The sequence below is a fragment of the Bowmanella pacifica genome (genome assembly GCF_014645355.1).
Lineage (GTDB): Bacteria > Pseudomonadota > Gammaproteobacteria > Enterobacterales > Alteromonadaceae > Bowmanella > Bowmanella pacifica.
Map to the genome: position 1 here is coordinate 22179 of NZ_BMLS01000001.1, position 20844 is coordinate 43022.

Here is a 20844-nt window from a genome sequence, read left to right on the forward strand (position 1 = left end):
AAAACAAAGGCGCTAATGCGCCTTTCTTTTTCTCCATCGGAGTCCTCAGGAGCGCCTTAGCAGCGCCAGCAATACTCGCTGGCAGAAATACTGCCACCATTGTCCTTATCCCAAGCCTTGCGGCCATCGCTGTAATAAAACAACGCCCCATCACTGGCCTGACTTGTGCCCGACGCCGGCGTTGCCTTAAGCACAAAGTTGCTGCCACTGGCATTGACCGCATCAATGCTCAGAGAATATCTTTTGTTGGTCACAGGTTCTGCCGACGGAGAGTGGGCATGAAAAACCCCCGGGCTACCGGTATCAGCGCCGCCGGTTGCCGCCCCTTTGTATGAAAAATTTGCCGCTCTGTGACGCTCCATTGCACCGGCCAGGGCCATCAAATCTGCCTGCGCTGTGCTGCGATAACCACTAATGGTGTAATTGATATAAGAGGGATACGCCACCGCCGCAATAATGCCGACTATGGCCACCACAATCATTAACTCCACCAGGGTATAGCCCCGACTATTGTTCTCGTTCATGTTCTGTCTTCCAATAACCACGTTGTACCCGTTCGAAGCGACCATAGATATTCTCGGCCAAGCATTCAAAGGCGGAACCACAAGGTTCATTTTCATCAATGACTGCCGATGTACACTCGGTTCCCAGACAAACCACCGGCTTGACAATATCTTCTATCAGAATCTTAGTATCAGGCGCTATACCAGTCTGCTTGAGGTCTGCGTGTCGATCAACATGCTCTTTGTCGCCGTTGTTATTAAAGTCTTTCACTGCATTACCGTTTATCAACTCCACCAGATAAGCTCTGCTGTTGCCGGTTGGCGGTGCACAAAGGCTCTGACTGATAGACGCCGGCAAATAGGTGGTGAAGAACAATTTGTAATTGAGTATCAAAGGTGACGCCAGCACTTTCTCTCCCCCGCCCCCCAGACGGATAAACCATCCTTGCTTGCCAGCAAAGGCGGCAGCTTCCAGTTCCCGTTCAGCCTGATTGGAGGAAGTCAGCAAATGGTCTGTTGCATCATAAAGATCAGCCGTGGTGATAGGCATCTCCGGCAGGCCATAGTTCCCGTCGATATCCAGGGTAAACACCCCTTTATCTTTGATCATGTACATATTGTCCTGAATTTGTGTATTCAGGGGGTGTGCCCGATAACCAGAGCCCAGTGCAACAGCATAATAGTGCTCATTGGCCAGGCTGATTTCCGACACATCCGGGCCGTAGTAGAAACGTCGGTTGTCTTCCACGGTAGCATCGGAAGAGAAGCTGGCCATATGCGCCCCTGTCACAAAATCGCTGCCACTTTGGCCATTATGGATATCCAGACGGAAAAGCTGTCCGCCGGTATCCACCACATACATATGGTCGGCATAACCGTCATTTTCGCGATCAATAACCGAAATTCTGGCAGGAATACTGTATTGCATCGCGTCCAGATTAAGATCGGCACCGGCATTGCTGGCAGACCAAAGTAGAGCGCCAGTGTCGGCATCCACCATATACACCGCGTTACCTACCACATCAGGGCTACGCAGGGCCTTATTGTCTTGCTCTGCGTCATAGCCGCCGCCGAAAATCAGTACGGTTTTGCTGTTGCCGCCGATCCTGACCTTAGTGACCGTTGGACGCGACCAACTTTGTCCCAGTTTTTCAAAGCCGACGCTACCGCCTTCAATCTTGAACAACAGGGAAGGCTCCGTCTTGGTGCTAACGTCAAAGGCATAATAGTTGCGGCCTCCGCGGCGCATACCCACATACAACAGCTTTCTGCCATCGTCGTGCTGGCGCAGCACTAAGTCGCCGTCCAATCCATAAACATGGGTGAAAGTTGAATTATCCTGGTAGAAATCATACAGGTTGCTCATTAACTCTTTAGGCGTAACCGCAAAATTTTCTGCACCGGTTTCTGCATCAAAGGAGTGCAAAAAGCCCTGATTGGTCGCCACCAGAATAGCCGCATCGGTATTGGAGTAGTTAATAATGACGGGCTGCGAGTGAATAGGATCCCCCATCTGCAGTCTGATATCCGTCGTATCACCATCGGCATCGACATCCTGCACATCTACGCCGCGCGTCCATTTAACCACAGTATCTCGCAATAGGTCCTGCTGGGCACTAACAGGGATCCCCAAATCCGCCGGTAAAATACTGTTGTTGTTTTCATGTAATTGATTAGCCGACGTAGTAATAGTGCCGTTACCGCTGAAGAAATACACATTACGTGGCAGGCTCATACGACTGGCTGCCCCCCCTTCCCGCACATCATTGCCATCGGCCAGGGTTGACCAGTAACTGTGAGAGTTGTCATGGAAGAAGCCGGTACTGTCGTCAACGGCGTCCTGCCCCAGGCTATCTAAGATCACATCCCCACTGATTTTGTATTTTTTAAGGTTACCCGGCCAAATCGTTCCTTCGGCAGGTTTAAACAAGGCAAAATACAATTCATCTTTATGGGTCAGGCGGTTCAACTGGTTAACAGCAACCCCTGGCGACACAAAGGTGGCATTCACATCTTTAACGGTTTTCAGAATACTCTGAAACGCATCGACCAGGTTCTCGGTACTATCGGCCGTATAGAAGCCACCGCCACCGTTAATGGCCAGTTGATTGAGGTAATTGTTGGCCGTGGCATTGGCCGCGAAGCCTATGGTGTGCGTAACAATTTTGGTACCAATAACGGAATCCGCCGATTTGGATATATTCTTAACCAAATCAATACCGCATGTTTCACCGCCACTATAGCCCTCTGCACAGGCTTGGTTCAGCAGAGACTGGATCTTATTGACACTGTGATTGCTGTTTGCCTCTCCATCAGATAACAACACAATATGATTATTGGTCTGACATTGCATATCAGTAATAGGCGTAAGATAAGTTGCCCCCGAGGGAATATACTCAGTGATACAGTCATAGTTGGATGGGTCTTCTGCACTGCATCCTGGTGGCAGCACAGCATCCGCCCCGGCGTATGACATTCTATGGCTAACCCGGGTAGAACGACGTACACTGCTGGAAACGTTAGAGTTACCCCTGGTTAAACCATAATCCACATCCAACCCGCCATAATAATTCACCGCTTCGTACAGCGTATCCACAATAGGGGTATAGCCATTGGCACTGAGTTCATCCACTTTATTCAGTAAGTGCTCGCGAACGGTAGAGGCGGTTTCGGGCGTTGCATTCCCTTGGAATTTAACAATCAAACGCGGGGCTTCAGACGGCTTTCCTTTATAGCTGAACGCGGCCCGCTCCCCATCAAAATCAGAGGCAATAAACACCATGGCATTGCCGGGTTGCCAACCTCCGCGGTTGACCACCTGTTGAACAGCACTGGCTAAAGACGGGCTCTGGTAAACCTGATTCTTGCTCCATTTAGGAACATTAGACCAAGTCACACTACTGGTTTTGGCCATGTTTCTGACCATATACCGATAATGTGGATTAAAGTCCGGCGCATCATCCACATTGGCGGCAGATAGCTTGAATGATGCACTATCCCAGCGTTTCTGAGCGCCGGTAAATTCCAGATACGCTTCCTGAACCACCGCACCTTGAGGAATAGTGACATTTTCAAAACGCATACCAATGTAACGGTTATAGTCATTATCAAAGGTCAGCTCGGTACCTGTGGCATCATAGCCATCACCGCGCTCTTCAACGTTGTCAGCGTTCGAGTTCACCTGATAAATCTGTTCGCCCGACACACAGCCTGTGGCACTGGCTTGGTCATAGGCTAACACCAACTGGGCTGACAAACCGCTGCCTTCCTCAAAGCCCTGAATCAAGCGGGTGCTGGCGGCACCTGTACCTTGCCCTGTAATCAGGACGCTAAGACTGTTACCGCCGCACCAGCCATTGAGATCAACAATTTCCTGAATAACAGGACTAATGTCCGGGGTATTAACCAGCTCTCCACTAATTGGCCAATCGTTATCCAGAGTCCAGTCCACGGAAGCCAGGGTTCTGGGCCGAGATGAAATATCATTTGGCGAGGAGGTGAATGTTGTGGAATTAGCGGTCAATTCAGCCTGAAAATTAATGGCAACGGACGCGGTATTAAGCTGTGCTGAGGTAAAACGCAAAAATGCCGACGTTATCACTGCCCCTTGCGGAACCGATACGCCCGAAAAGCGCAAGCCCGTAACAAGCTTATCGGTACCCTCGGCAAGTTTCACTGTGGTGCTGTTTAACGTCACTACACCATTGCGTTCATAGGCATCGTCACCTGGTTGAGCGATGGAGGTAATAAACTCCGGCTCTACCGGCTCATCTACGCCTCGAACCGGATACAACACCGGACCGCCGTAGTCTGAGAACCGCATCAGCCCGGCATTAATATTGGTAACCGACTGCAATACGGTTTTAAGTCCCTGCTGAACTCTGGCCATCCGCGAGGTGTCACCACCGTCCTTATTTGTCATACTGCCAGAGGTGTCCATAATAAACAGGACATTAGGGTGATAGTTAACCTGGCTGTTGCCGGTGCCAAGATAGATTTCCAGATCATCGCCAAAGGCTGACATGCTGATCATGGCTGATAACAGCGCACTCGATACGGATAGGCCGAGCTTGTTCATGGCTTATTCCTCCGTTACTGTCCAGACGGTGCAAATACAGCCGCTTTAAGCGTATTTGCGATAGCAAAAGACTGGCCAGCAACCTGACCACAACCTTTGACTAAAAAAACATGGCAACTGATATTGCTGCCGCCAATCACGTTGCTTGACCCCAAACAAGCTTCCTGTCCCACATAAGCGGTTCTGGACCAACTGTCGGTTGCCGGAAGATTGGCGTAATTGCCAGCGGCCTGATGCACGGTACCGGCTGTCAGACCGGTGGAAGTCAACTGCCTATTTGTCCAATTCTCGACATCAAAACAGCTCAGTTCCTGATTCACCAAATCAATGGCATTACCTTGTCTGGCCTCAGAGATTGGATCCATCATAGCTGCATCGTTCAACACCACAGGATCTTCAGCTTCAAATACCACACCGGCAATGGCAGCCTCTGCCGCATCAAAAGCGACTAGCTGTTTCTCCATCGACACGGCCATTTTGTTTTGCATTAAACTGCTACTCACTGCCGACACGCCCAGGATGGTCAGACTCATAAGCACCAACAGGGCCAATACCAGCACTAAACCTTGCTGTTTCATATCTTTCTACTTCGCATGTGGTTTTTAACATTTCGCAGAGAAATGGTGGATTCAAACTTCTTGAATAACCTTTTCTCTGTCGGTGTGATTGGATCTTCATTTAACAGCTTGAAAGTGGGAGTCGGTTCAATAAGCACCTCACCGTCTCCTTTCACCAGAACAGCAATACGAATAGCCACAATACCTGCATTGCGTATACGCTGAGCTGGCAATTGATCTGCCGTAACGTAGGTAACAGGTTTACCCGAAAAATCATTTGAAACCTGATGATCAGCAATGCCATAAAGCACCTGGAAACTCTGTACCTCATCCAACAAGGTAAAAGCGGCATCACCGTTATTCCCTACCGCTATGCGCTGACCTCTTAACACCCGCCCATCAAAACCCCGGCATTTTAGTTGGTCGCCATCCAGGTAATATTCATTGACCACGAAAAACTCTTCGTTCTGGGCATAACCAAGCTTATAGCCGCGACAATCGCGCGCGCCCTGAAAGGCCACCACCAGCGTATCGCTGGCGCCATTGATACCCTGTTCAGAGCCCAAAGCCGGGCGGTTGATAAAATCGCCAGGCAGGATAACGGGACGGTTTTTCAAAAAAGCACTTTCATCGACTATGTCTACTATTCGGCTCAGGTTTGGCGAATTAGGGTCATATAACCCCGCCATCATTAAGTCATTGCGCATACGGCCGATAAAAAAGCGCCCCCCCTCCTGTGCTGAAGCAATGGCTCGGTTTAAACGCTCGGTGACCTGATTGGATACCATCACTTGCACTATGGCACCTGATATCAGCAAACCAAGCACCATGGTAATCATCAGTTCAACCAGGCTAAATCCTCGTTGTTTCATAAGGTGACATCCAAAACCACGCAATCTTTGGGGTCATCATTACCGCCAGGATTACATGTCGCATTTAACTTTCTATCGATGTTCTGCCAATTTTCGGCAGGCCAACTGATCATAATTCTGTGGCGAGATCCGGCACTGCAAGCATCAGCATCAGCGGCATCATTGTCCGAACAGGTTAAGGAAATCGTTGCGGCCGGATTAGTCCCTACCAGGGAGCAGGACACTTCATAAGCATCAAAGGCAGCAAATTCGCTAGCGGTACAATTACCATTGCTACAATCGGGTATGGCGGCCGGCACTTCCAGGCAGTAACAGCTATAGGGGTTACTGCCGGTACATGCGCCTAAGTTATTGAAGTTATACAGGCTATCCGTAAAGTAGCTGTTATCTACTACCATGCTGCTGTCGGTCGCGGAGATGTCTGCACTGGCTCTTAGTCGCTCAGCTAACTGCTGGGTAATAATCACAGCCTGGGAACGGTTCATGGCATCGGCATTAGAAAAAGAGCCAACAAACTGCAGTGAGGCTACCCCAAGCAAGCCGATAGATAATATAAACAGGGTCACCAGGATTTCTATCATCCCGACCCCACGTTGTTTTGCTAGTACCTTATGCACCGCATATCTGACGAGCATCTTCACCAAGACCCCTTTGTATTGCAGATAATCATCCAGCACCGTTCTGGACGCCATTTCAGCTTAGTACAAGGTACTGCATATACTTGGCTAATTGGTTATGTTCACTTGACGATGGGTATAAGATTCAGATCAGTATGCCTGATAAAAAGCATCTCTGACCAGTTCGTAAAATGGGCCGCAATACCTTGCAACAGCGCCGTTATCACAGCGAGATTAAATAACCTTAGGGCAAAAAAACAGGCGCCAACTGGCGCCTGAACATCATATAAAAGTATAGCTGAAGATACTTAGGGTATTTCCCGCACTCTAAGTTCTTTAGGCACAGCAAATTCAATATTTTCCAAACGTCCGGGGGTTTCCAACACGCTTTGCGCCCCCCATTCCTTCAGACGGTTTACCACGCCCTGTACTAACACTTCAGGTGCCGATGCCCCCGCGGTAACACCGATATGCTGTGCGTCTTTAAGCCAGTCGGCTTGAATGCAGTCTGCGCTGGCGATCAAATGTGCCTTAGCACCCATTTTATCAGCCAGTTCTCTGAGGCGGTTGGAATTAGAACTGTTTTGCGCGCCTACCACCAACAATACATCACAACGTCCGGCTAATTCCCTAACGGCATCCTGGCGGTTTTGCGTGGCATAGCAAATATCATCCTTTCTGGGGCCTTCAATGGCGGGGAAACGTACCCGCAGCGCATCGATTACATCAGCGGTATCATCCACCGACAAAGTAGTCTGGCTGCAGTAATGCAACTGCGCAGGATTTTTAACCTGCAGTGCTGCCACATCCTCCACGGACTCCACCAGATATATGCCACCATTAGGGTTGTTATATTGGCCCATGGTTCCCTCAACTTCAGGGTGTCCCTGGTGGCCAATAAGAATACACTCAATACCTTTATGGCTGGCCCGGGTAACTTCCATATGAACCTTGGTAACTAACGGACAAGTCGCATCAAAGACTTTGAGGCCGCGTCGCTCCGCTTCCTTACGCACAGCCTGAGAGACACCATGGGCGGAAAAAATAACGATACTGTCATCGGGTATTTCATCCAACTCATCCACGAACATGGCCCCACGAGCACGCAAGCCATCGACCACAAACTTGTTGTGCACCACTTCATGGCGAACATAAATAGGGGGTTCGAAAATTTCCAGCGCCCGCTCCACTATGGTTATGGCCCGATCTACACCGGCACAAAAACCTCTGGGATTGGCTAGATGAATTTGCATTATTCTCTCTCTTAATATCCTGCACCAGGCACAACAAATCGCCGGTTAAATTAATCTTCAGATTTGGCGATCTGAATAATCTCTACGTCAAAAATAACCGTCTGCCCCGCCAAAGGATGGTTAAAATCCACCGTCACCGAATCTCCAGCCACTTCCCGAATGATGCCAGGGATCTCAACACCACCCGGCTGGGTAAAGGCAATGATCATACCGGGCGTAGGCGGTGTATCTGCACCGAATTTAGTGCGATCCATATGATGGATATTATCCGGATTTGGCTGACCAAAGGCATCTTCAGGTGCCAAAGTGAAAGCCTTACGCTCGCCAACTTTCATCCCCATCAGACAAGCTTCAAAATTGGCAGTCAAACTGCCGTCACCGATACGCAGCTTGGCCGGCTTATTATGCACTCTGGTACTGTCCGCGGCAGAGCCATCTTCCAGCTTAAGATCAAAATGCAGTACCACTTCACTGTCGGCTGTTACCATCGGCTCATTCATCTGACTTGACTCCGTTATTACGAAACGCATCCAGTACCAGCAAAGCGGCACCTACACAGATGGCGCTGTCAGCCACGTTAAACGCCGGCCAGTGCCAGTTGCCCACGTAGAAATCCAGGAAATCCACCACATAGCCATATACCAGACGGTCAATTAAGTTGCCCAATGCCCCGCCCAAGATCAGGGCAAAAGCACAAGGCAACATCACCTGAGACTTATTACTTTGTTTGAGCCAGTGCACAATCAGCACGCTCACCGTGACGGCAATAGCAGTAAAAAACCAGCGTTGCCAGCCACCGGCATTACTCAGAAAACTGAATGCTGCACCGTAGTTATGCACATAAGTCAGATTAAAAAACGGCACCAGCGGAATAGACTGATACAGTTGCATCGCATCTACCACCGCCAGTTTGGTCACCTGATCAATCAGGATAACCACTATGCTGAGCCACAAAAAACGCAGCCCGGTGTTTTTAAACATATCAAGCATAGTGACGCTGCTCACCTTCACCTTCTACGTTTTCAATACAGCGGCCACATAGTTCTTCATGACCGACGTGAGTGCCCACATCCTCGCGGTGATGCCAGCAACGCACACATTTTTTACCGGCAGCTTTGTTTACAGCCACCCATAAACCCTGTACTTCGGTGTCATCCAATTGTGCGGGACGCGCATCCACGGTTTCGACCCTGGCGGCAGAGGTAATCAGAACGAAACGCAACTCATCTTCCAGGCTGGCAAGCTGTCCGGCCAGTGCAGGTAGGCAAGACAATACCACTTCAGCTTCCAAAGAGCCGCCAATCTGACCTTCGCGGCGCGCATCTTCCAGGGCCTTGTTAACCGCATCTTTAACCGCTAGCGCTTGTTGCCAGAAACTATCGTCATGCTGCTGTTCGATCTGCATGTTATCCAGCACGCTGTACCAACTTTCGGTAAAGACGTACTTAGCACGTTCTCCCGGCATGGCCTGCCAGATTTCCTGGGCAGTAAAGCTCATAATAGGCGCCATCCAACGTACCAAAGCCTCGGCAATATGATACATGGCACTTTGACAAGAGCGGCGTGCAACACTGTCAGCCTTAGCGGTGTATTGTCTGTCTTTGATCACATCCAGATAGAAACTGCCCAGTTCGATAGAGCAGAACTGCATCAGCTTTTGCACCACAACCAGGAAGTCGTAACGGTTATAAGCCGCCACTAATTCTTCCTGCACGGCCTTAGCACGGCTCACCATCCAGCGATCTAATGCCACCATATCTTGCACCGGCACTAAGTCTGTCTTGGGGTCAAACCCATTCAGGTTAGCCAGCAAGAACCTTGAGGTATTGCGGATACGACGGTAAGCATCAGCAGAACGCTTGAGGATCTCATCGGATACCGCGATTTCGGAGCGGTAGTCGGTGGAGGCTACCCACAAACGTAAGATGTCCGCCCCCAGTTTATTCATCACATCCTGAGGTGAAACGGTATTGCCCAGCGACTTAGACATTTTCTTACCCTGGGCATCAACCGTAAAACCATGGGTCAATACTTGCTTGTAAGGTGCATGGCCTTTAGCTGCCACAGAGGTCATCAGGGAAGACATAAACCAACCACGGTGCTGATCCGAACCTTCCAAGTACAAATCTGCACTGGCAGGAATATCATCCCGTCTGTCCACGACAAAATAATGGGTCACACCAGAGTCAAACCACACATCCAGGGTGTCTTTTACCTTCACATAAGTATCGGCATCCGCCCCCAACAATTCGGTCGCATCCAAATCCCACCAAGCCTGAATACCTTTTTGCTCAACGGCTTTGGCAACCTGTTCGAGCATTGCCTGGCTGTTGGGATGCAGCTCACCACTATCCTTATGTACAAACAACGGAATAGGCACACCCCAGGTACGCTGACGGGAAATACACCAATCGGGACGACCTTCCACCATCTTTTCAATACGGCTTTGTCCCCAGTCCGGGATCCATTGGGTATTGGCGATCTCTTTTAGAGAATCAGTGCGCAAGCCGTTTTTATCCATGCTGATAAACCACTGCGGGGTGGCACGGAAAATAATCGGCGTTTTATGGCGCCAGCAATGCGGGTAGCTGTGCTCGTAAGCATGGTGATGCAGCAGGCAACCTTTTTCTTTCAGTACCTCAACCACATGGTCATTGGCCTTAAATACATGTTCACCAGCAAACAGTGGCGTATCTTGCAGATACACCCCATTGGCACCCACAGGGTTTGCCACTTCCAGGCCATAACCCCGACCTACGTTAAAGTCATCCACACCGTGACCAGGGGCCGTATGCACACAGCCGGTACCGGATTCGGTGGTAACGTGATCGCCTAGAATAACCGGCACATCAAAATCATAAAAAGGATGCTGAACACGCAGGTTTTCCAGCGCTGCCCCTTTGCAATATCCCAAGGCGTGGTAATGGCTAGCGCCGAACCTGTCTAAACAGGCATCCATCAACTCGGCGGCCACCACAAAGCGTTGCTTACCTTGCTCGGTTTCAGCTTGAACCAACACATATTCCAGCTTGGGACTGACGGCTACCGCACGGTTTGCCGGTAAGGTCCAGGGCGTGGTGGTCCAGATAACCACAGATACCGGTCCCTCACCCACATGATTCTCAGGGTGTTCAAAGGCTGCCACCATAGCCGCCTCATCAACGGCACGAAATGCCACGTCAATAGAGGGCGATTTCTTGTCCTTGTACTCCACTTCGGCCTCAGCCAGTGCAGAGCCGCAATCGGTACACCAATGTACGGGCTTAAAGCCTTTTTCCAAGTGGCCACTGTCGATGATCGCGCCTAAGGCACGGATAATGTCAGCCTCGGATTGAAAATCCATGGTTTTATAAGGCTTATCCCATTCACCCAGTACGCCTAAGCGAATAAAGTCTTTCTTCTGACCGGCGATTTGCTTCTCAGCGTAGTCACGACAGTGCTGACGAAACTCTGCTTCACTGACCTTTTTACCTGGCTTGCCAATTTTCTTTTCTACCTGCAGTTCAATGGGCAGACCATGGCAATCCCAACCTGGCACATAGGGCGAGTCGAAGTCCGACAAAGTCTTGGACTTTACAATAATGTCTTTGAGGATCTTGTTTACCGCATGACCAATGTGAATATCGCCGTTAGCGTATGGGGGGCCATCATGCAAAATGAACGGCTTATTACCCGCTTTGGCAGCTCGTATCTTGTGATACAGCCCATCTTCCGTCCATTGCTTGAGCATTTCCGGCTCGCGCTGAGCCAGGTTGCCACGCATAGGAAACTCAGTTTCCGGCAAATTCAAGGTATGTTTGTAATCGCTCATCGATCCTCAATTCCACTATAAGAACAGGCGCATCGCGCTGTTGGCATTACGCCGTTTGGGGCAAGTCGCCCTTAAGCCAAGAGTAACTCCCTGGCCTTGCTGGCATCCTGCCCAATCTGTTGTTGCAACGCCTCTAAGGAGGCAAATTTCATCTCATCCCGGATTTTAGCCACCGGCACAACCGCTATACGTCGTCCGTACAAAGACCCGGTAAACGCAAACACATGCACTTCAAGTTGACTGCGCTGGCCGTTAACCGTGGGTCTGTTACCAATATTGGCCACGCCATTATATGTACAGCCATCTATACTGACTTTTACTGCAAAAACGCCAGCCAGTGGTGCCCGGCACCGATTTAACAGTACATTGGCGGTAGGAAACCCCAGCGTGCGGCCTTTCTTGTCACCATGCACCACTTTGCCAATGATACTGAACGGCCTGCCAAGCATCGCCTCGGCACGGTCGAACTGAGATTGTGCCAGCGCGTCACGCACTTCTGTCGAACTAATGCGACAGTCCTGCAACCGAAAACTACGGGTGCTGACTACATCAAAACCACAGCGCAGTCCTTCTTGTTGCAGCATGCTAAAGTCGCCAGAACGCGCTTTACCAAAACGGAAATCATCCCCAACCACAAGAAAACGAATCCCCAGCTTTGACACCAGCAATTGTTCAACAAAATCACAAGCCGACATTTCAGAAAATGCGCGGTCAAAGCGGATACAAAGCAGTCTGTCCACGCCCAATAAGCGCAGTTGCTCGTATTTATCACGCAGGCGACTGATTCTGGCTGGCGCATGCTGAGGGCTAAACACTTCTTCCGGCTGCGGCTCAAATACCATTACGGTAGCGGGCAATTGCATGCTTCTGGCCTTTTCAATCAGGCTGCGCAATACCGCCTGATGACCTAAATGCACGCCATCAAACTTGCCAATGGTCAGCACACATCCCTTATGTTTATCCCGGATGTTATGCAGGCCACGAATCAATTCCACCAGCTACCCCTTGTTGGTTGAGGCTTTCGCCCATGCAAAAATCACGGGATTATAACCGACTGTCCGCTTAATTAAAGCCCAGTGTCAAGCTCCGAGTGATGTGATTTATTCAGATCCGCGGGCCTTACCCCCAACAACAAGGCAACCAAACACAAACAGGCGACACCAGCCCCAATCATCATACTGACCTGCATAATTTGCTCTGACAACGACCAACTGTACCAATCCACCGCGCCGGGCCGCATCCACAATAATAAAATGACCATAGCGAAAGACGCCGCCAGCACTTTAAATAAAAACCACAAGGTATCCCGTTGCATTTGGTATACCTGGCTGCGATGCAGTTTTTGATACAGCAGCGCCGCGTTAAGGGTGGCAGACATCGCCGTGGCAATCGCCAGCCCCACATAACCAAAAGGTACGGCCAAAATAATATTAAACAGCATATTGGCTGCCATGGCCCAAATGCCATAGCGTACCGGCGTTTTAGTATCCTGGCGGGAGAAAAAACCAGGCGCCAATACCTTCACTAGCATAAAGCTGAGTAACCCTGAGCCATACGCCATCAAACTGTATGACGCCATACGGGCGTCTGATGCATCGAATTCCCCCCGCACAAACAACAAACTCAATAAAGGCTCAGCCAGCACAATCAATCCAGCCGCGGCGGGAATGCCCAGCAAACACACCATACGTACTGCCCAATCCATATTGGCCTTAAACTGATGACTGTCGGCGCTGGCATGATTACGCGATAACGTCGGTAGAATCACCGTCGCAATGGCAATACCAAACAAACCGAGAGGGAACTCAAGTAAACGGTCGGAATAATACAACCAACTAATAGACCCCGTTGCCAGAAAGCTGGCAATTAAGGTATCCAGCAAGAGATTGATCTGGCTGACTGATACACCAAATAGCGCGGGTATCATCAAGGTTCTGACTTTGCTGACATGAGGGTCACGCCATCCCCACTGCGGCTTAGCCATCAGTCCAGTACGTAATAAAAACGGTAGCTGAAAGGCAAGTTGCACTACCCCGCCGAAAAACACGCCCCATGCCAAGCCAATAGCAGGTTCATCCAGGCGAGGGGACAAATATAAAGCGGCAGCAATAATACAAACGTTCAGCAATACCGGGGTAAATGCTGCGACAGCAAATTTATTCAGGGTATTAAGGATGGCCCCCGCCAATCCTGTCAGAGTAATAAAGAATAAGTAAGGAAAGGTGATTTTCAGCATCAGCGCAGCCAGCTCAAACTTTGCGCCGCCTTCGCCCCCCTGCCAATAATCAAGAAACCAGCCGGTACCGAATAAAGCCGCCAAAACCGGCGAACCAATCACACCAATAATAGTGACGATCAACACTAAGGTACCCAGCGTACCTGCTGTACGGGCTAAAAACAGTTGCAGTTTTTGCTTATCTCCCTGCGCATGCACTTCACTGAGCACCGGCACAAAGGCCTGAGCAAAGGCCCCCTCGGCGAATAAGCGACGCAAGAAGTTGGGGATCTTGTTAGCGAAGAAAAACACATCCGCGGCGGCTCCCGCCCCCATCAGATTGGCCACTACCATATCCCTGACCAGGCCAAGAATCCTTGACAACAACGTCATAAAACTGACAATCAATCCGGATTTCAGCAACTTAACCGACACATGCGTCCCCAGGTAAAAAACAGCACCCTATTATGAGGGATTCTGGGCGCCAAGAAAAACACAAATACCCAGACAAAATGCTCTGTGTCTATTGCCCAATAAAGCGGCAAAAGCATTTGACAAAGACGCCAATAATGGGAATAATCCGCACCCTTAAATTTGACAAGAATCTTTTGGGAGTTTCACCTTGGCTAACATCAAGTCTGCTAAGAAACGTGCTATCCAGGCCGAAAAACGTCGCCAGCACAACGCCAGCCGTCGCTCCATGACGCGTACCAGCATCAAGAAAGTGCTTGCTGCTATCGCAACTGGTGACAAAGCTGCTGCTGAGACCGCTTTCGCTGCTGCGGTTCCAGTATTGGACCGTATGGCTACCAAAGGCTTGATCCACAAAAACAAGGCTGCCCGTCATAAGAGCCGTCTGGTTGCTAAGATCAACGCTTTAGCCTAATACGCCCGTTCTAAAAATTCTGATTTAAATCAGGATTTGCTATAAAAAAGCGCCTATTGGCGCTTTTTTTGTTGGTTACATTTTCTTACAGTGATATACCGCAAAGGCTGCCGCATATCGAGACAGGCTATAGATGCTTTGCTAAAATGCGTCGCTCCTCAATACTGCAGACCTGACTGCCATGCCACCCGCGAGCCCCTGATGAACAAGGCACAATATGTCACCTTAACCCTAGTGACATTCTGTATTCTGCTGCTGGCAGTTACTTTGGTGCCTATGCCACAACTGCTCACTTATGAACGCGCCAATATCGTGTCAAAAGGCATTTACTGGCCGGGCTTTCACGGCAAGGGACAATTACTTGATGCACGTGCCAGTTTTGTGAAAGTCGATCAGAAAACCAATAACCTGCATGTCTGCCACAGCTTTAAGCATGGCGAAACCTGCCAGCATTACCGGGTGATGGAAACCCAAGGCATACCTGCGGTCATTCTGCATTTACTCTAACCCGCAAATTTTTCAGCCTGATGAAATTGTCATCACTTTTTCAAATTAGCGTCACCTTTCTGTAAGAGGTTCTCCCTTATCTTGGCTTTGAGGTTCAGCAAGGTAGGCTACACCATGACCGAGAAACGCCACTATCGTACCGTTTGGCTGTCAGACATCCATCTTGGCTATAAAGATTGCAAGGCCGAATATCTGTTGGATTTCCTGCGCCACACTCGTATAGACACGCTTTACCTAGTGGGCGATATTGTCGATATGTGGGCAATGAGCAAGCAGTTTATGTGGCCCAAAGCGCACAACCAACTCTTTCACCGCTTAATCTCGCTAGCCAGCGAAGGCACTAAGGTCATCTATTTGCCTGGCAATCATGATGAACCCGCACAAAAATATGATGGCATGGTGTTTGGTGAGGTAGAAATTCACCGCCAATACATCCACACCACTGCCGATGGCAAGAAGCTGTTGCTGCTACACGGCGACCAGTTTGACCAGGAGGTCTGCTTCGGCAAATTTCATGCGTGGATTGGTGACAAAGCCTATGATCTGCTGCTCTTTATCAATCGTTGGTACAACCGGGCCAGAGCTTGGCTCGGGCAACCATACTGGTCACTGGCTGGCTATATAAAAAGCCGGGTAAAAGGCGCCAATGAAGCCATTGGCCGCTATCGCGATATAGGCTGTAGAACCGCCCGGGAAATGGGCATGGATGGGGTAGTCTGCGGACATATACATCATCCGGAAATTACCCGCGGACAGGGGGTATTGTATTGCAACACCGGCGACTGGATAGAGAATTGCTCGGCCCTGACCGAAGATGGGCAAGGACGACTGAGTTTAGTGTACTGGACAAAAATTCAAAATCAGCTTCAAAGCTTACCTCGAAAAACCAATGCTAGGCGGGCTGCCTGAATGGCCAGCCTGGCGATACGCCGTCATTAAAACGCAACAAAAAGCTCACAAAAGCGTCACTCAGGACTCCTACACTCGGTTCAACTAACTGGCCGAGAAATTGCCTATGTTTACCGTTGATGAAGTATTACAAAAACACTATCCCAAACTATCAACTAACCCCTTAGTCTTCAATTCCGCCAAGTTTGTACTGCGACGCCTGTTACATGAGCGGGAATTCCAGGAGTTCGCCAACGACTACCCTTATTTGCAAGGGTTGGAGTTTGTGGAACAGGTACTGGAATACTTTAACTTCAGCTATTCAGTCAGAGACAGCGAGAAAGAACGCATTCCCACACAGGGAAGACTGGTCATCATAGCCAATCACCCCATTGGCACCCTGGATGGACTAGCCCTGGTAAAACTGATCAGTGAAGTCCGTAAAGACATTAAAATCGTCGCCAATGAAATGCTGATGGCCGTTGAACCTTTGCATCCAATGTTGCTGCCAGTAAACAACATGAATGGCGGCACCGCCAAAGAATGCCTGGCCAATATTCAGCGCCACCTGGCCGACGAAGGCGTCGTTGTTATCTTCCCTGCCGGTGAGGTGTCGCGCCTGCGCCCTCAGGGCGTCAGAGATACACGCTGGCGTAGTGGCTTTTTGCGCATTGCCGCCAGTGCCAAAGCACCGGTACTGCCGATATTTATCGATGGTAAAAACTCGCCGCTATTTTACGGTGTATCCATGCTGTACAAACCTCTCGCGACGTTGTTTTTAGTCGCAGAAATGTTTAAGCAACGACAGAAACATTTACCCATGCGGGTCGGTGAGATGATCCCCTTTGGCTCTTATCAGGGCCAGAAAATCTCCAAGCGCCAACAGGTGAAACTATTTAAAAAACACTTGTACCGTATTGGTCAGGATAAAGAAGGCATCTTCCCCACCCAAAAAGCCATTGCCCTTCCTGAAGATCGCCGTGAACTCACCAAAGCCATCCGCAAGGAGTGTGAACTACTCGGCTCCACTGCCGACGGTAAAGACATTTACCTTTACCGATATCAAGGTAGCTCCCCCATTCTGCGGGAGATAGGCCGGTTGCGTGAGGTGGCTTTCAGAGCCGTGGGCGAAGGCAGCAATAAACGCCGGGATATCGATCAATACGATAGCCACTATTACCACCTGGTTTTGTGGGACAAGGACGAACTGGAGATTGTCGGCGCCTATCGTTTCGGTGACGCTAAGCAACTCACCACCAAAACACAGAGCCCAGGCTTATACTCCGCCAGTCTGTTTGACTATGGCCAGGATATGGACAGATACTTCGAACAGGGGCTGGAGCTGGGGCGTAGCTTTGTACAACCCAAGTATTGGGGCAAGCGCAGCCTGGATTACCTTTGGTATGGTATAGGCGCTTTCCTGCTTCGCCATCCCCAATATCGCTATTTATTTGGTCCGGTCAGTATCAGCGGTAGCCTGCCAGCTGCAGCAAAAGACCTGCTGGTTTATTTCTACCAACTTTATTTTGGTGGTGAAGAAGGTATTGCGCGTTCAAACCGTCCCTATCTGATCCCACAAGATCTCAAGGACGCGTTTCGCGGCGACGATTACAAAGCCGATTTTGTCCAGCTTAAACACTTACTGGCCAATATGGGCGCTGCCATCCCTACCCTCTATAAGCAATACACTGAGGTGTGCGAGCCAGATGGGGTGAAATTCCTAAGCTTTGGCGTTGACCCCGACTTTAATGATTGTGTAGATGGTCTGGTGTTAGTCGACATTACCAAGCTAAAAGCCAACAAACGTACCCGCTATATGGCAAATGCTACAAAAGAAAACGCCGCATAAGCGGCGTTCTCTTTGTTATCACAATACATTGCTTGCATTTAAGCTAAGCAAGTAAACGCGCCAATATCTCAGTATAGATATCCTCAAGAGCAATCAAATCGGCAACATGCACTCGTTCATTGACCTGGTGTATGGTTCGATTCGGCACACCTAGTTCAATCACCTGCGTGCCTGGTCCTGCAAAAAAGCGGCCGTCAGAGGTGCCACCCGATGTGGACAGTAAAGGAAACTTCCCGGTATTGTGGAAGATCGCCTGCTCCACCTCATAAATAAGACTGTCAGCTATTCCTTGTTCGGTAAAGTAAGGTTCACAAGGACGTTCCCATTCCAGTTCATAATCACCAGTAACCTGCGCTAAGGTGTGATGCAACAACTGTTGCAGACTCGCCAGATCGTAACGATGACTATAGCGAATGTTAAAACACAGGCTGCAGCGCGCAGGCACGATGTTATCGGTAAAGCCGCCCGAATCAATATGGGTAATTTGCAAACTGGTGCCAGGGAAATCCTCACTACCACTGTCCCAGGCAATATTGTTTAAGGCGGTCAGCACCCGCCCCATCTTATGGATAGCATTGTCAGCGTACTGAGGGTAAGCCACATGTCCTTGCTTACCCCGCACATGAAGCCGAGCGGAAATTGCCCCGCGTCGCCCCACTTTAATGGTATCGCCAGTATGATGAGTTGCCGTGGGCTCTCCCACCAAACAGTAATCCAAATGGATTCCTTGCTCTTTCAGGCAGCGACTCAGCACCTTGGAGCCATGCTCGGCCTCCCCTTCCTCATCACTGGTAATCAGCCATACAAAACGCTGATTAAAGGCTTTACCTGAAGATAGAAAACGCTCGGTAGCAGCAAGCATGGCTGCAATACCGGTTTTCATATCGGCAGCACCACGGCCAATGAGTTCGCTATCAATAATCTGCGCACCGAAGGGATCGGCACGCCACTTATCGACAGGACCTGGTGGCACGACATCGGTATGACCGGCAAATGCCAAGGTCTTTTCGCCCTGTCCCAGCACCGCAAGCAAATTTTTCACCCCTTGTACTTCTATGTGCTGACAGGTAAAACCAAGGGCTGTAAGTTTGGCAGCCAGCCACTGCTGACATCCCTGGTCATCAGGGGTCACTGAAGGCTTACGAATAAGCGCCTGACTATAAGAAACCGAGGGAAACACCTGACTGGATTGACGTAATGCATTGGTGGTCATAACTAACCTCCTACAAGCTTTTAGCCTTATTACAATCGCTGCTTATGACAATGACATGGCGAACAGAAGACAAGCTGATGACAGTAGCGGCGTGAAATTGCCCTTGCCAATGCTTATCAGTGGAATAGAATCAATGCGTTAGTGTCGATCGGCCAGAGGAGATAGCCTTGCTTCGACTGTTATTTTTAATCCCTGCCATTTTATGTCTGATTTGGTATCTATATTTACGCCACAATGGCTACAGCCTGGCGCAAGGCAAACAGGGCTTTGTGTATATCCTGGTTTTTTCAGCCGTCATTGGTGGCTTTTACACCCTGATGCTGTGGCTGACTCACCTGTAGTGTCCCGGGCTCTGACTCAGCATCAACGCCCCGACATAAAAAGGCCGCGTTACGGTTAAGTAAGGCGGCCTTTGTTTAACTGACTCAGCTCAGTCTACGGGGGCAATATACAACGGTTGATTAGCCCACCAGTGCCAACAAGATCCCCGCCGCTACCGCAGAGCCCAGCACACCGGCCACATTGGGGCCCATTGCATGCATCAACAGGAAATTATGAGGATTGGCCTCCAGGCCAACTTTATTCACCACCCTGGCCGCCATAGGCACCGCAGACACGCCGGCTGCACCAATCAATGGATTCACCTTGCCACCACTGAGTCGGTTCAATAGCTTAGCCATCAGTACGCCGGCCGCCGTCCCAATGGAAAAGGCCAATGCGCCCAATCCAAGAATGCCTAAGGTTTCTAGGGTTAAAAACTTGTCTGCGGAAAGTTTGGAGCCCACCGCCAAGCCAAGAAAGATGGTCACAATGTTAATTAACTCATTCTGCGCGGTCTTGCTTAAGCGATCTACCACGCCACATTCGCGCATCAAGTTACCCAGACAGAACATGCCCACCAAAGGGGTGGCGGTTGGCAGGAACAAGATAGTCAGTAATAGAACCGCCAGAGGGAAGATAATCTTCTCTCGCTTGGACACCGTGCGCAGTTGTTCCATCTGAATTTCACGCTCGGCCTGGGTGGTCAACGCCTTCATAATCGGCGGTTGAATGATAGGCACCAGTGCCATATAGGAATAGGCAGCCACTGCAATAGCACCCAGCAACTCCGGCGCCAGTTTAGATGCCAGGAAAATCGCCGTAGGTCCATCAGCGCCACCAATAATGGCAATGGCTGATGCGTCCTTCAGACTAAAATCAAAACCCGGGATAAGATTCAGCAGTATAGCGCCGAACAAGGTGGCAAAAATGCCAAACTGCGCAGCAGCGCCCAGCCACAACATACGAGGATTGGCAATCAATGCACCGAAATCTGTCATTGCGCCCACGCCCATAAAGATAAGCAGCGGAAACACCCCAGACTCGATACCAACCTCATAAATGTAGTAGAGCAACCCACCAGGATCGCTGAACCCCGCCAATGGGATATTGGTCAGGATGGCACCAAATCCAATGGGCAGTAACAATAAAGGCTCATACTTACGGGCAATAGCCAGATAGAGCAGCAAAAGCCCCACCGCCATCATTACCAATTGCCCGCCCTGAAAGTTCGCCAGGGCGGTGGACTGCCATAATATGGTCAACTTCTCCATACG

At 49.9% G+C, this 20844-nt stretch carries 18 protein-coding genes; 5 read left to right on the forward strand and 13 right to left on the reverse strand.

Annotated features, from left to right (window positions below):
- Nucleotides 1-56 precede the first annotated feature (56 nt).
- The 11 genes from IEX02_RS00115 to murJ form a co-directional block, all read right to left on the reverse strand.
- Nucleotides 57-524 (reverse strand): type IV pilin protein, encoded by a 468-nt coding sequence (locus IEX02_RS00115; RefSeq protein WP_188688497.1) that lies wholly within the window; start codon nucleotides 522-524, stop codon nucleotides 57-59.
- Complete coding sequence (locus IEX02_RS00120) at nucleotides 508-4581, reverse strand: PilC/PilY family type IV pilus protein (protein WP_188688500.1); 4074 nt, start codon at nucleotides 4579-4581, stop codon at nucleotides 508-510. The genes IEX02_RS00115 and IEX02_RS00120 overlap by 17 nt, the downstream gene beginning before the upstream one ends.
- 14 nt (nucleotides 4582-4595) lie before the next feature.
- Nucleotides 4596-5159, reverse strand: a complete 564-nt coding sequence (locus tag IEX02_RS00125; protein WP_188688503.1) for a PilX N-terminal domain-containing pilus assembly protein — start codon at nucleotides 5157-5159, stop codon at nucleotides 4596-4598.
- Nucleotides 5156-6010 (reverse strand): PilW family protein, encoded by an 855-nt coding sequence (locus IEX02_RS00130; RefSeq protein WP_188688506.1) that lies wholly within the window; start codon nucleotides 6008-6010, stop codon nucleotides 5156-5158. The genes IEX02_RS00125 and IEX02_RS00130 overlap by 4 nt, the downstream gene beginning before the upstream one ends.
- The gene (pilV, locus tag IEX02_RS00135) at nucleotides 6007-6645 is read right to left on the reverse strand and encodes a type IV pilus modification protein PilV (protein ID WP_188691656.1); all 639 of its coding nucleotides are present in this window, start codon (nucleotides 6643-6645) and stop codon (nucleotides 6007-6009) included. Before pilV ends, IEX02_RS00130 begins: the two co-directional genes overlap by 4 nt.
- A gap of 290 nt (nucleotides 6646-6935) precedes the next feature.
- Entirely contained in the window at nucleotides 6936-7880 is a 945-nt protein-coding gene (gene ispH / locus IEX02_RS00140; protein ID WP_188688510.1) for a 4-hydroxy-3-methylbut-2-enyl diphosphate reductase, read from the reverse strand.
- A 50-nt stretch (nucleotides 7881-7930) separates the two neighbouring features.
- Nucleotides 7931-8380 carry an FKBP-type peptidyl-prolyl cis-trans isomerase gene (fkpB, locus tag IEX02_RS00145; protein WP_188688515.1) on the reverse strand — a complete coding sequence of 150 codons (450 nt, stop codon included), beginning with the start codon at nucleotides 8378-8380 and terminating at the stop codon, nucleotides 7931-7933.
- Nucleotides 8373-8870 carry a signal peptidase II gene (lspA, locus tag IEX02_RS00150; RefSeq protein WP_188688518.1) on the reverse strand — a complete coding sequence of 166 codons (498 nt, stop codon included), beginning with the start codon at nucleotides 8868-8870 and terminating at the stop codon, nucleotides 8373-8375. The genes fkpB and lspA overlap by 8 nt, the downstream gene beginning before the upstream one ends.
- Nucleotides 8863-11691, reverse strand: a complete 2829-nt coding sequence (gene ileS / locus IEX02_RS00155) for an isoleucine--tRNA ligase (protein WP_188688521.1) — start codon at nucleotides 11689-11691, stop codon at nucleotides 8863-8865. Before ileS ends, lspA begins: the two co-directional genes overlap by 8 nt.
- A gap of 71 nt (nucleotides 11692-11762) precedes the next feature.
- Nucleotides 11763-12686 (reverse strand): bifunctional riboflavin kinase/FAD synthetase, encoded by a 924-nt coding sequence (gene ribF, locus IEX02_RS00160; protein WP_188688524.1) that lies wholly within the window; start codon nucleotides 12684-12686, stop codon nucleotides 11763-11765.
- Nucleotides 12687-12757: 71 nt separating this feature from the next.
- Nucleotides 12758-14341, reverse strand: coding sequence for a murein biosynthesis integral membrane protein MurJ (gene murJ, locus IEX02_RS00165; RefSeq protein WP_188688527.1), 1584 nt, complete (start codon nucleotides 14339-14341; stop codon nucleotides 12758-12760).
- Between the two features lie 187 nt (nucleotides 14342-14528).
- Here murJ and rpsT point away from each other — a divergent pair, with 187 nt between their 5' ends.
- The 4 genes from rpsT (at nucleotide 14529) to olsF (ending at nucleotide 18036) form a co-directional block, all read left to right on the forward strand.
- The gene (rpsT, locus tag IEX02_RS00170; protein ID WP_188688529.1) at nucleotides 14529-14792 is read left to right on the forward strand and encodes a 30S ribosomal protein S20; all 264 of its coding nucleotides are present in this window, start codon (nucleotides 14529-14531) and stop codon (nucleotides 14790-14792) included.
- Nucleotides 14793-14993: 201 nt separating this feature from the next.
- On the forward strand, nucleotides 14994-15299 hold the full coding sequence (locus tag IEX02_RS00175) for a hypothetical protein (RefSeq protein WP_188688531.1): 306 nt from the start codon (nucleotides 14994-14996) through the stop codon (nucleotides 15297-15299).
- A gap of 114 nt (nucleotides 15300-15413) precedes the next feature.
- A complete protein-coding gene (locus tag IEX02_RS00180; RefSeq protein WP_188688534.1) occupies nucleotides 15414-16208 on the forward strand; it encodes a UDP-2,3-diacylglucosamine diphosphatase in 795 nt (264 codons plus the stop codon).
- A gap of 106 nt (nucleotides 16209-16314) precedes the next feature.
- Entirely contained in the window at nucleotides 16315-18036 is a 1722-nt protein-coding gene (gene olsF, locus IEX02_RS00185) for a bifunctional ornithine lipid synthase OlsF (protein ID WP_188688537.1), read from the forward strand.
- A 43-nt stretch (nucleotides 18037-18079) separates the two neighbouring features.
- On the opposite strand, the gene dapE is transcribed toward olsF, so the two are convergent.
- A complete protein-coding gene (gene dapE, locus IEX02_RS00190; RefSeq protein ID WP_188688541.1) occupies nucleotides 18080-19249 on the reverse strand; it encodes a succinyl-diaminopimelate desuccinylase in 1170 nt (389 codons plus the stop codon).
- Between the two features lie 167 nt (nucleotides 19250-19416).
- Here dapE and IEX02_RS00195 point away from each other — a divergent pair, with 167 nt between their 5' ends.
- A complete protein-coding gene (locus tag IEX02_RS00195; RefSeq protein ID WP_188688544.1) occupies nucleotides 19417-19590 on the forward strand; it encodes a hypothetical protein in 174 nt (57 codons plus the stop codon).
- A 120-nt stretch (nucleotides 19591-19710) separates the two neighbouring features.
- Here the strand turns inward: IEX02_RS00195 and IEX02_RS00200 are convergent, their stop codons facing one another.
- The gene (locus IEX02_RS00200) at nucleotides 19711-20841 is read right to left on the reverse strand and encodes a sodium ion-translocating decarboxylase subunit beta (RefSeq protein ID WP_188688546.1); all 1131 of its coding nucleotides are present in this window, start codon (nucleotides 20839-20841) and stop codon (nucleotides 19711-19713) included.
- Nucleotides 20842-20844 lie beyond the last annotated feature (3 nt).

Bases quoted from the DNA above. Each gene is read 5' to 3' on its own strand.
- IEX02_RS00115 (WP_188688497.1), bottom strand. From the start codon at position 524: ATGAACGAGAACAATAGTCGGGGCTATACCCTGGTGGAGTTAATGATT.
- IEX02_RS00120 (WP_188688500.1), bottom strand. From the start codon at position 4,581: ATGAACAAGCTCGGCCTATCCGTATCGAGTGCGCTGTTATCAGCCATG.
- IEX02_RS00125 (WP_188688503.1), bottom strand. From the start codon at position 5,159: ATGAAACAGCAAGGTTTAGTGCTGGTATTGGCCCTGTTGGTGCTTATG.
- IEX02_RS00130 (WP_188688506.1), bottom strand. From the start codon at position 6,010: ATGAAACAACGAGGATTTAGCCTGGTTGAACTGATGATTACCATGGTG.
- pilV (WP_188691656.1), bottom strand. From the start codon at position 6,645: ATGCTCGTCAGATATGCGGTGCATAAGGTACTAGCAAAACAACGTGGG.
- ispH (WP_188688510.1), bottom strand. From the start codon at position 7,880: ATGCAAATTCATCTAGCCAATCCCAGAGGTTTTTGTGCCGGTGTAGAT.
- fkpB (WP_188688515.1), bottom strand. From the start codon at position 8,380: ATGAATGAGCCGATGGTAACAGCCGACAGTGAAGTGGTACTGCATTTT.
- lspA (WP_188688518.1), bottom strand. From the start codon at position 8,870: ATGCTTGATATGTTTAAAAACACCGGGCTGCGTTTTTTGTGGCTCAGC.
- ileS (WP_188688521.1), bottom strand. From the start codon at position 11,691: ATGAGCGATTACAAACATACCTTGAATTTGCCGGAAACTGAGTTTCCT.
- IEX02_RS00175 (WP_188688531.1), top strand. From the start codon at position 14,994: ATGAACAAGGCACAATATGTCACCTTAACCCTAGTGACATTCTGTATT.
- IEX02_RS00180 (WP_188688534.1), top strand. From the start codon at position 15,414: ATGACCGAGAAACGCCACTATCGTACCGTTTGGCTGTCAGACATCCAT.
- olsF (WP_188688537.1), top strand. From the start codon at position 16,315: ATGTTTACCGTTGATGAAGTATTACAAAAACACTATCCCAAACTATCA.
- dapE (WP_188688541.1), bottom strand. From the start codon at position 19,249: ATGACCACCAATGCATTACGTCAATCCAGTCAGGTGTTTCCCTCGGTT.
- IEX02_RS00200 (WP_188688546.1), bottom strand. From the start codon at position 20,841: ATGGAGAAGTTGACCATATTATGGCAGTCCACCGCCCTGGCGAACTTT.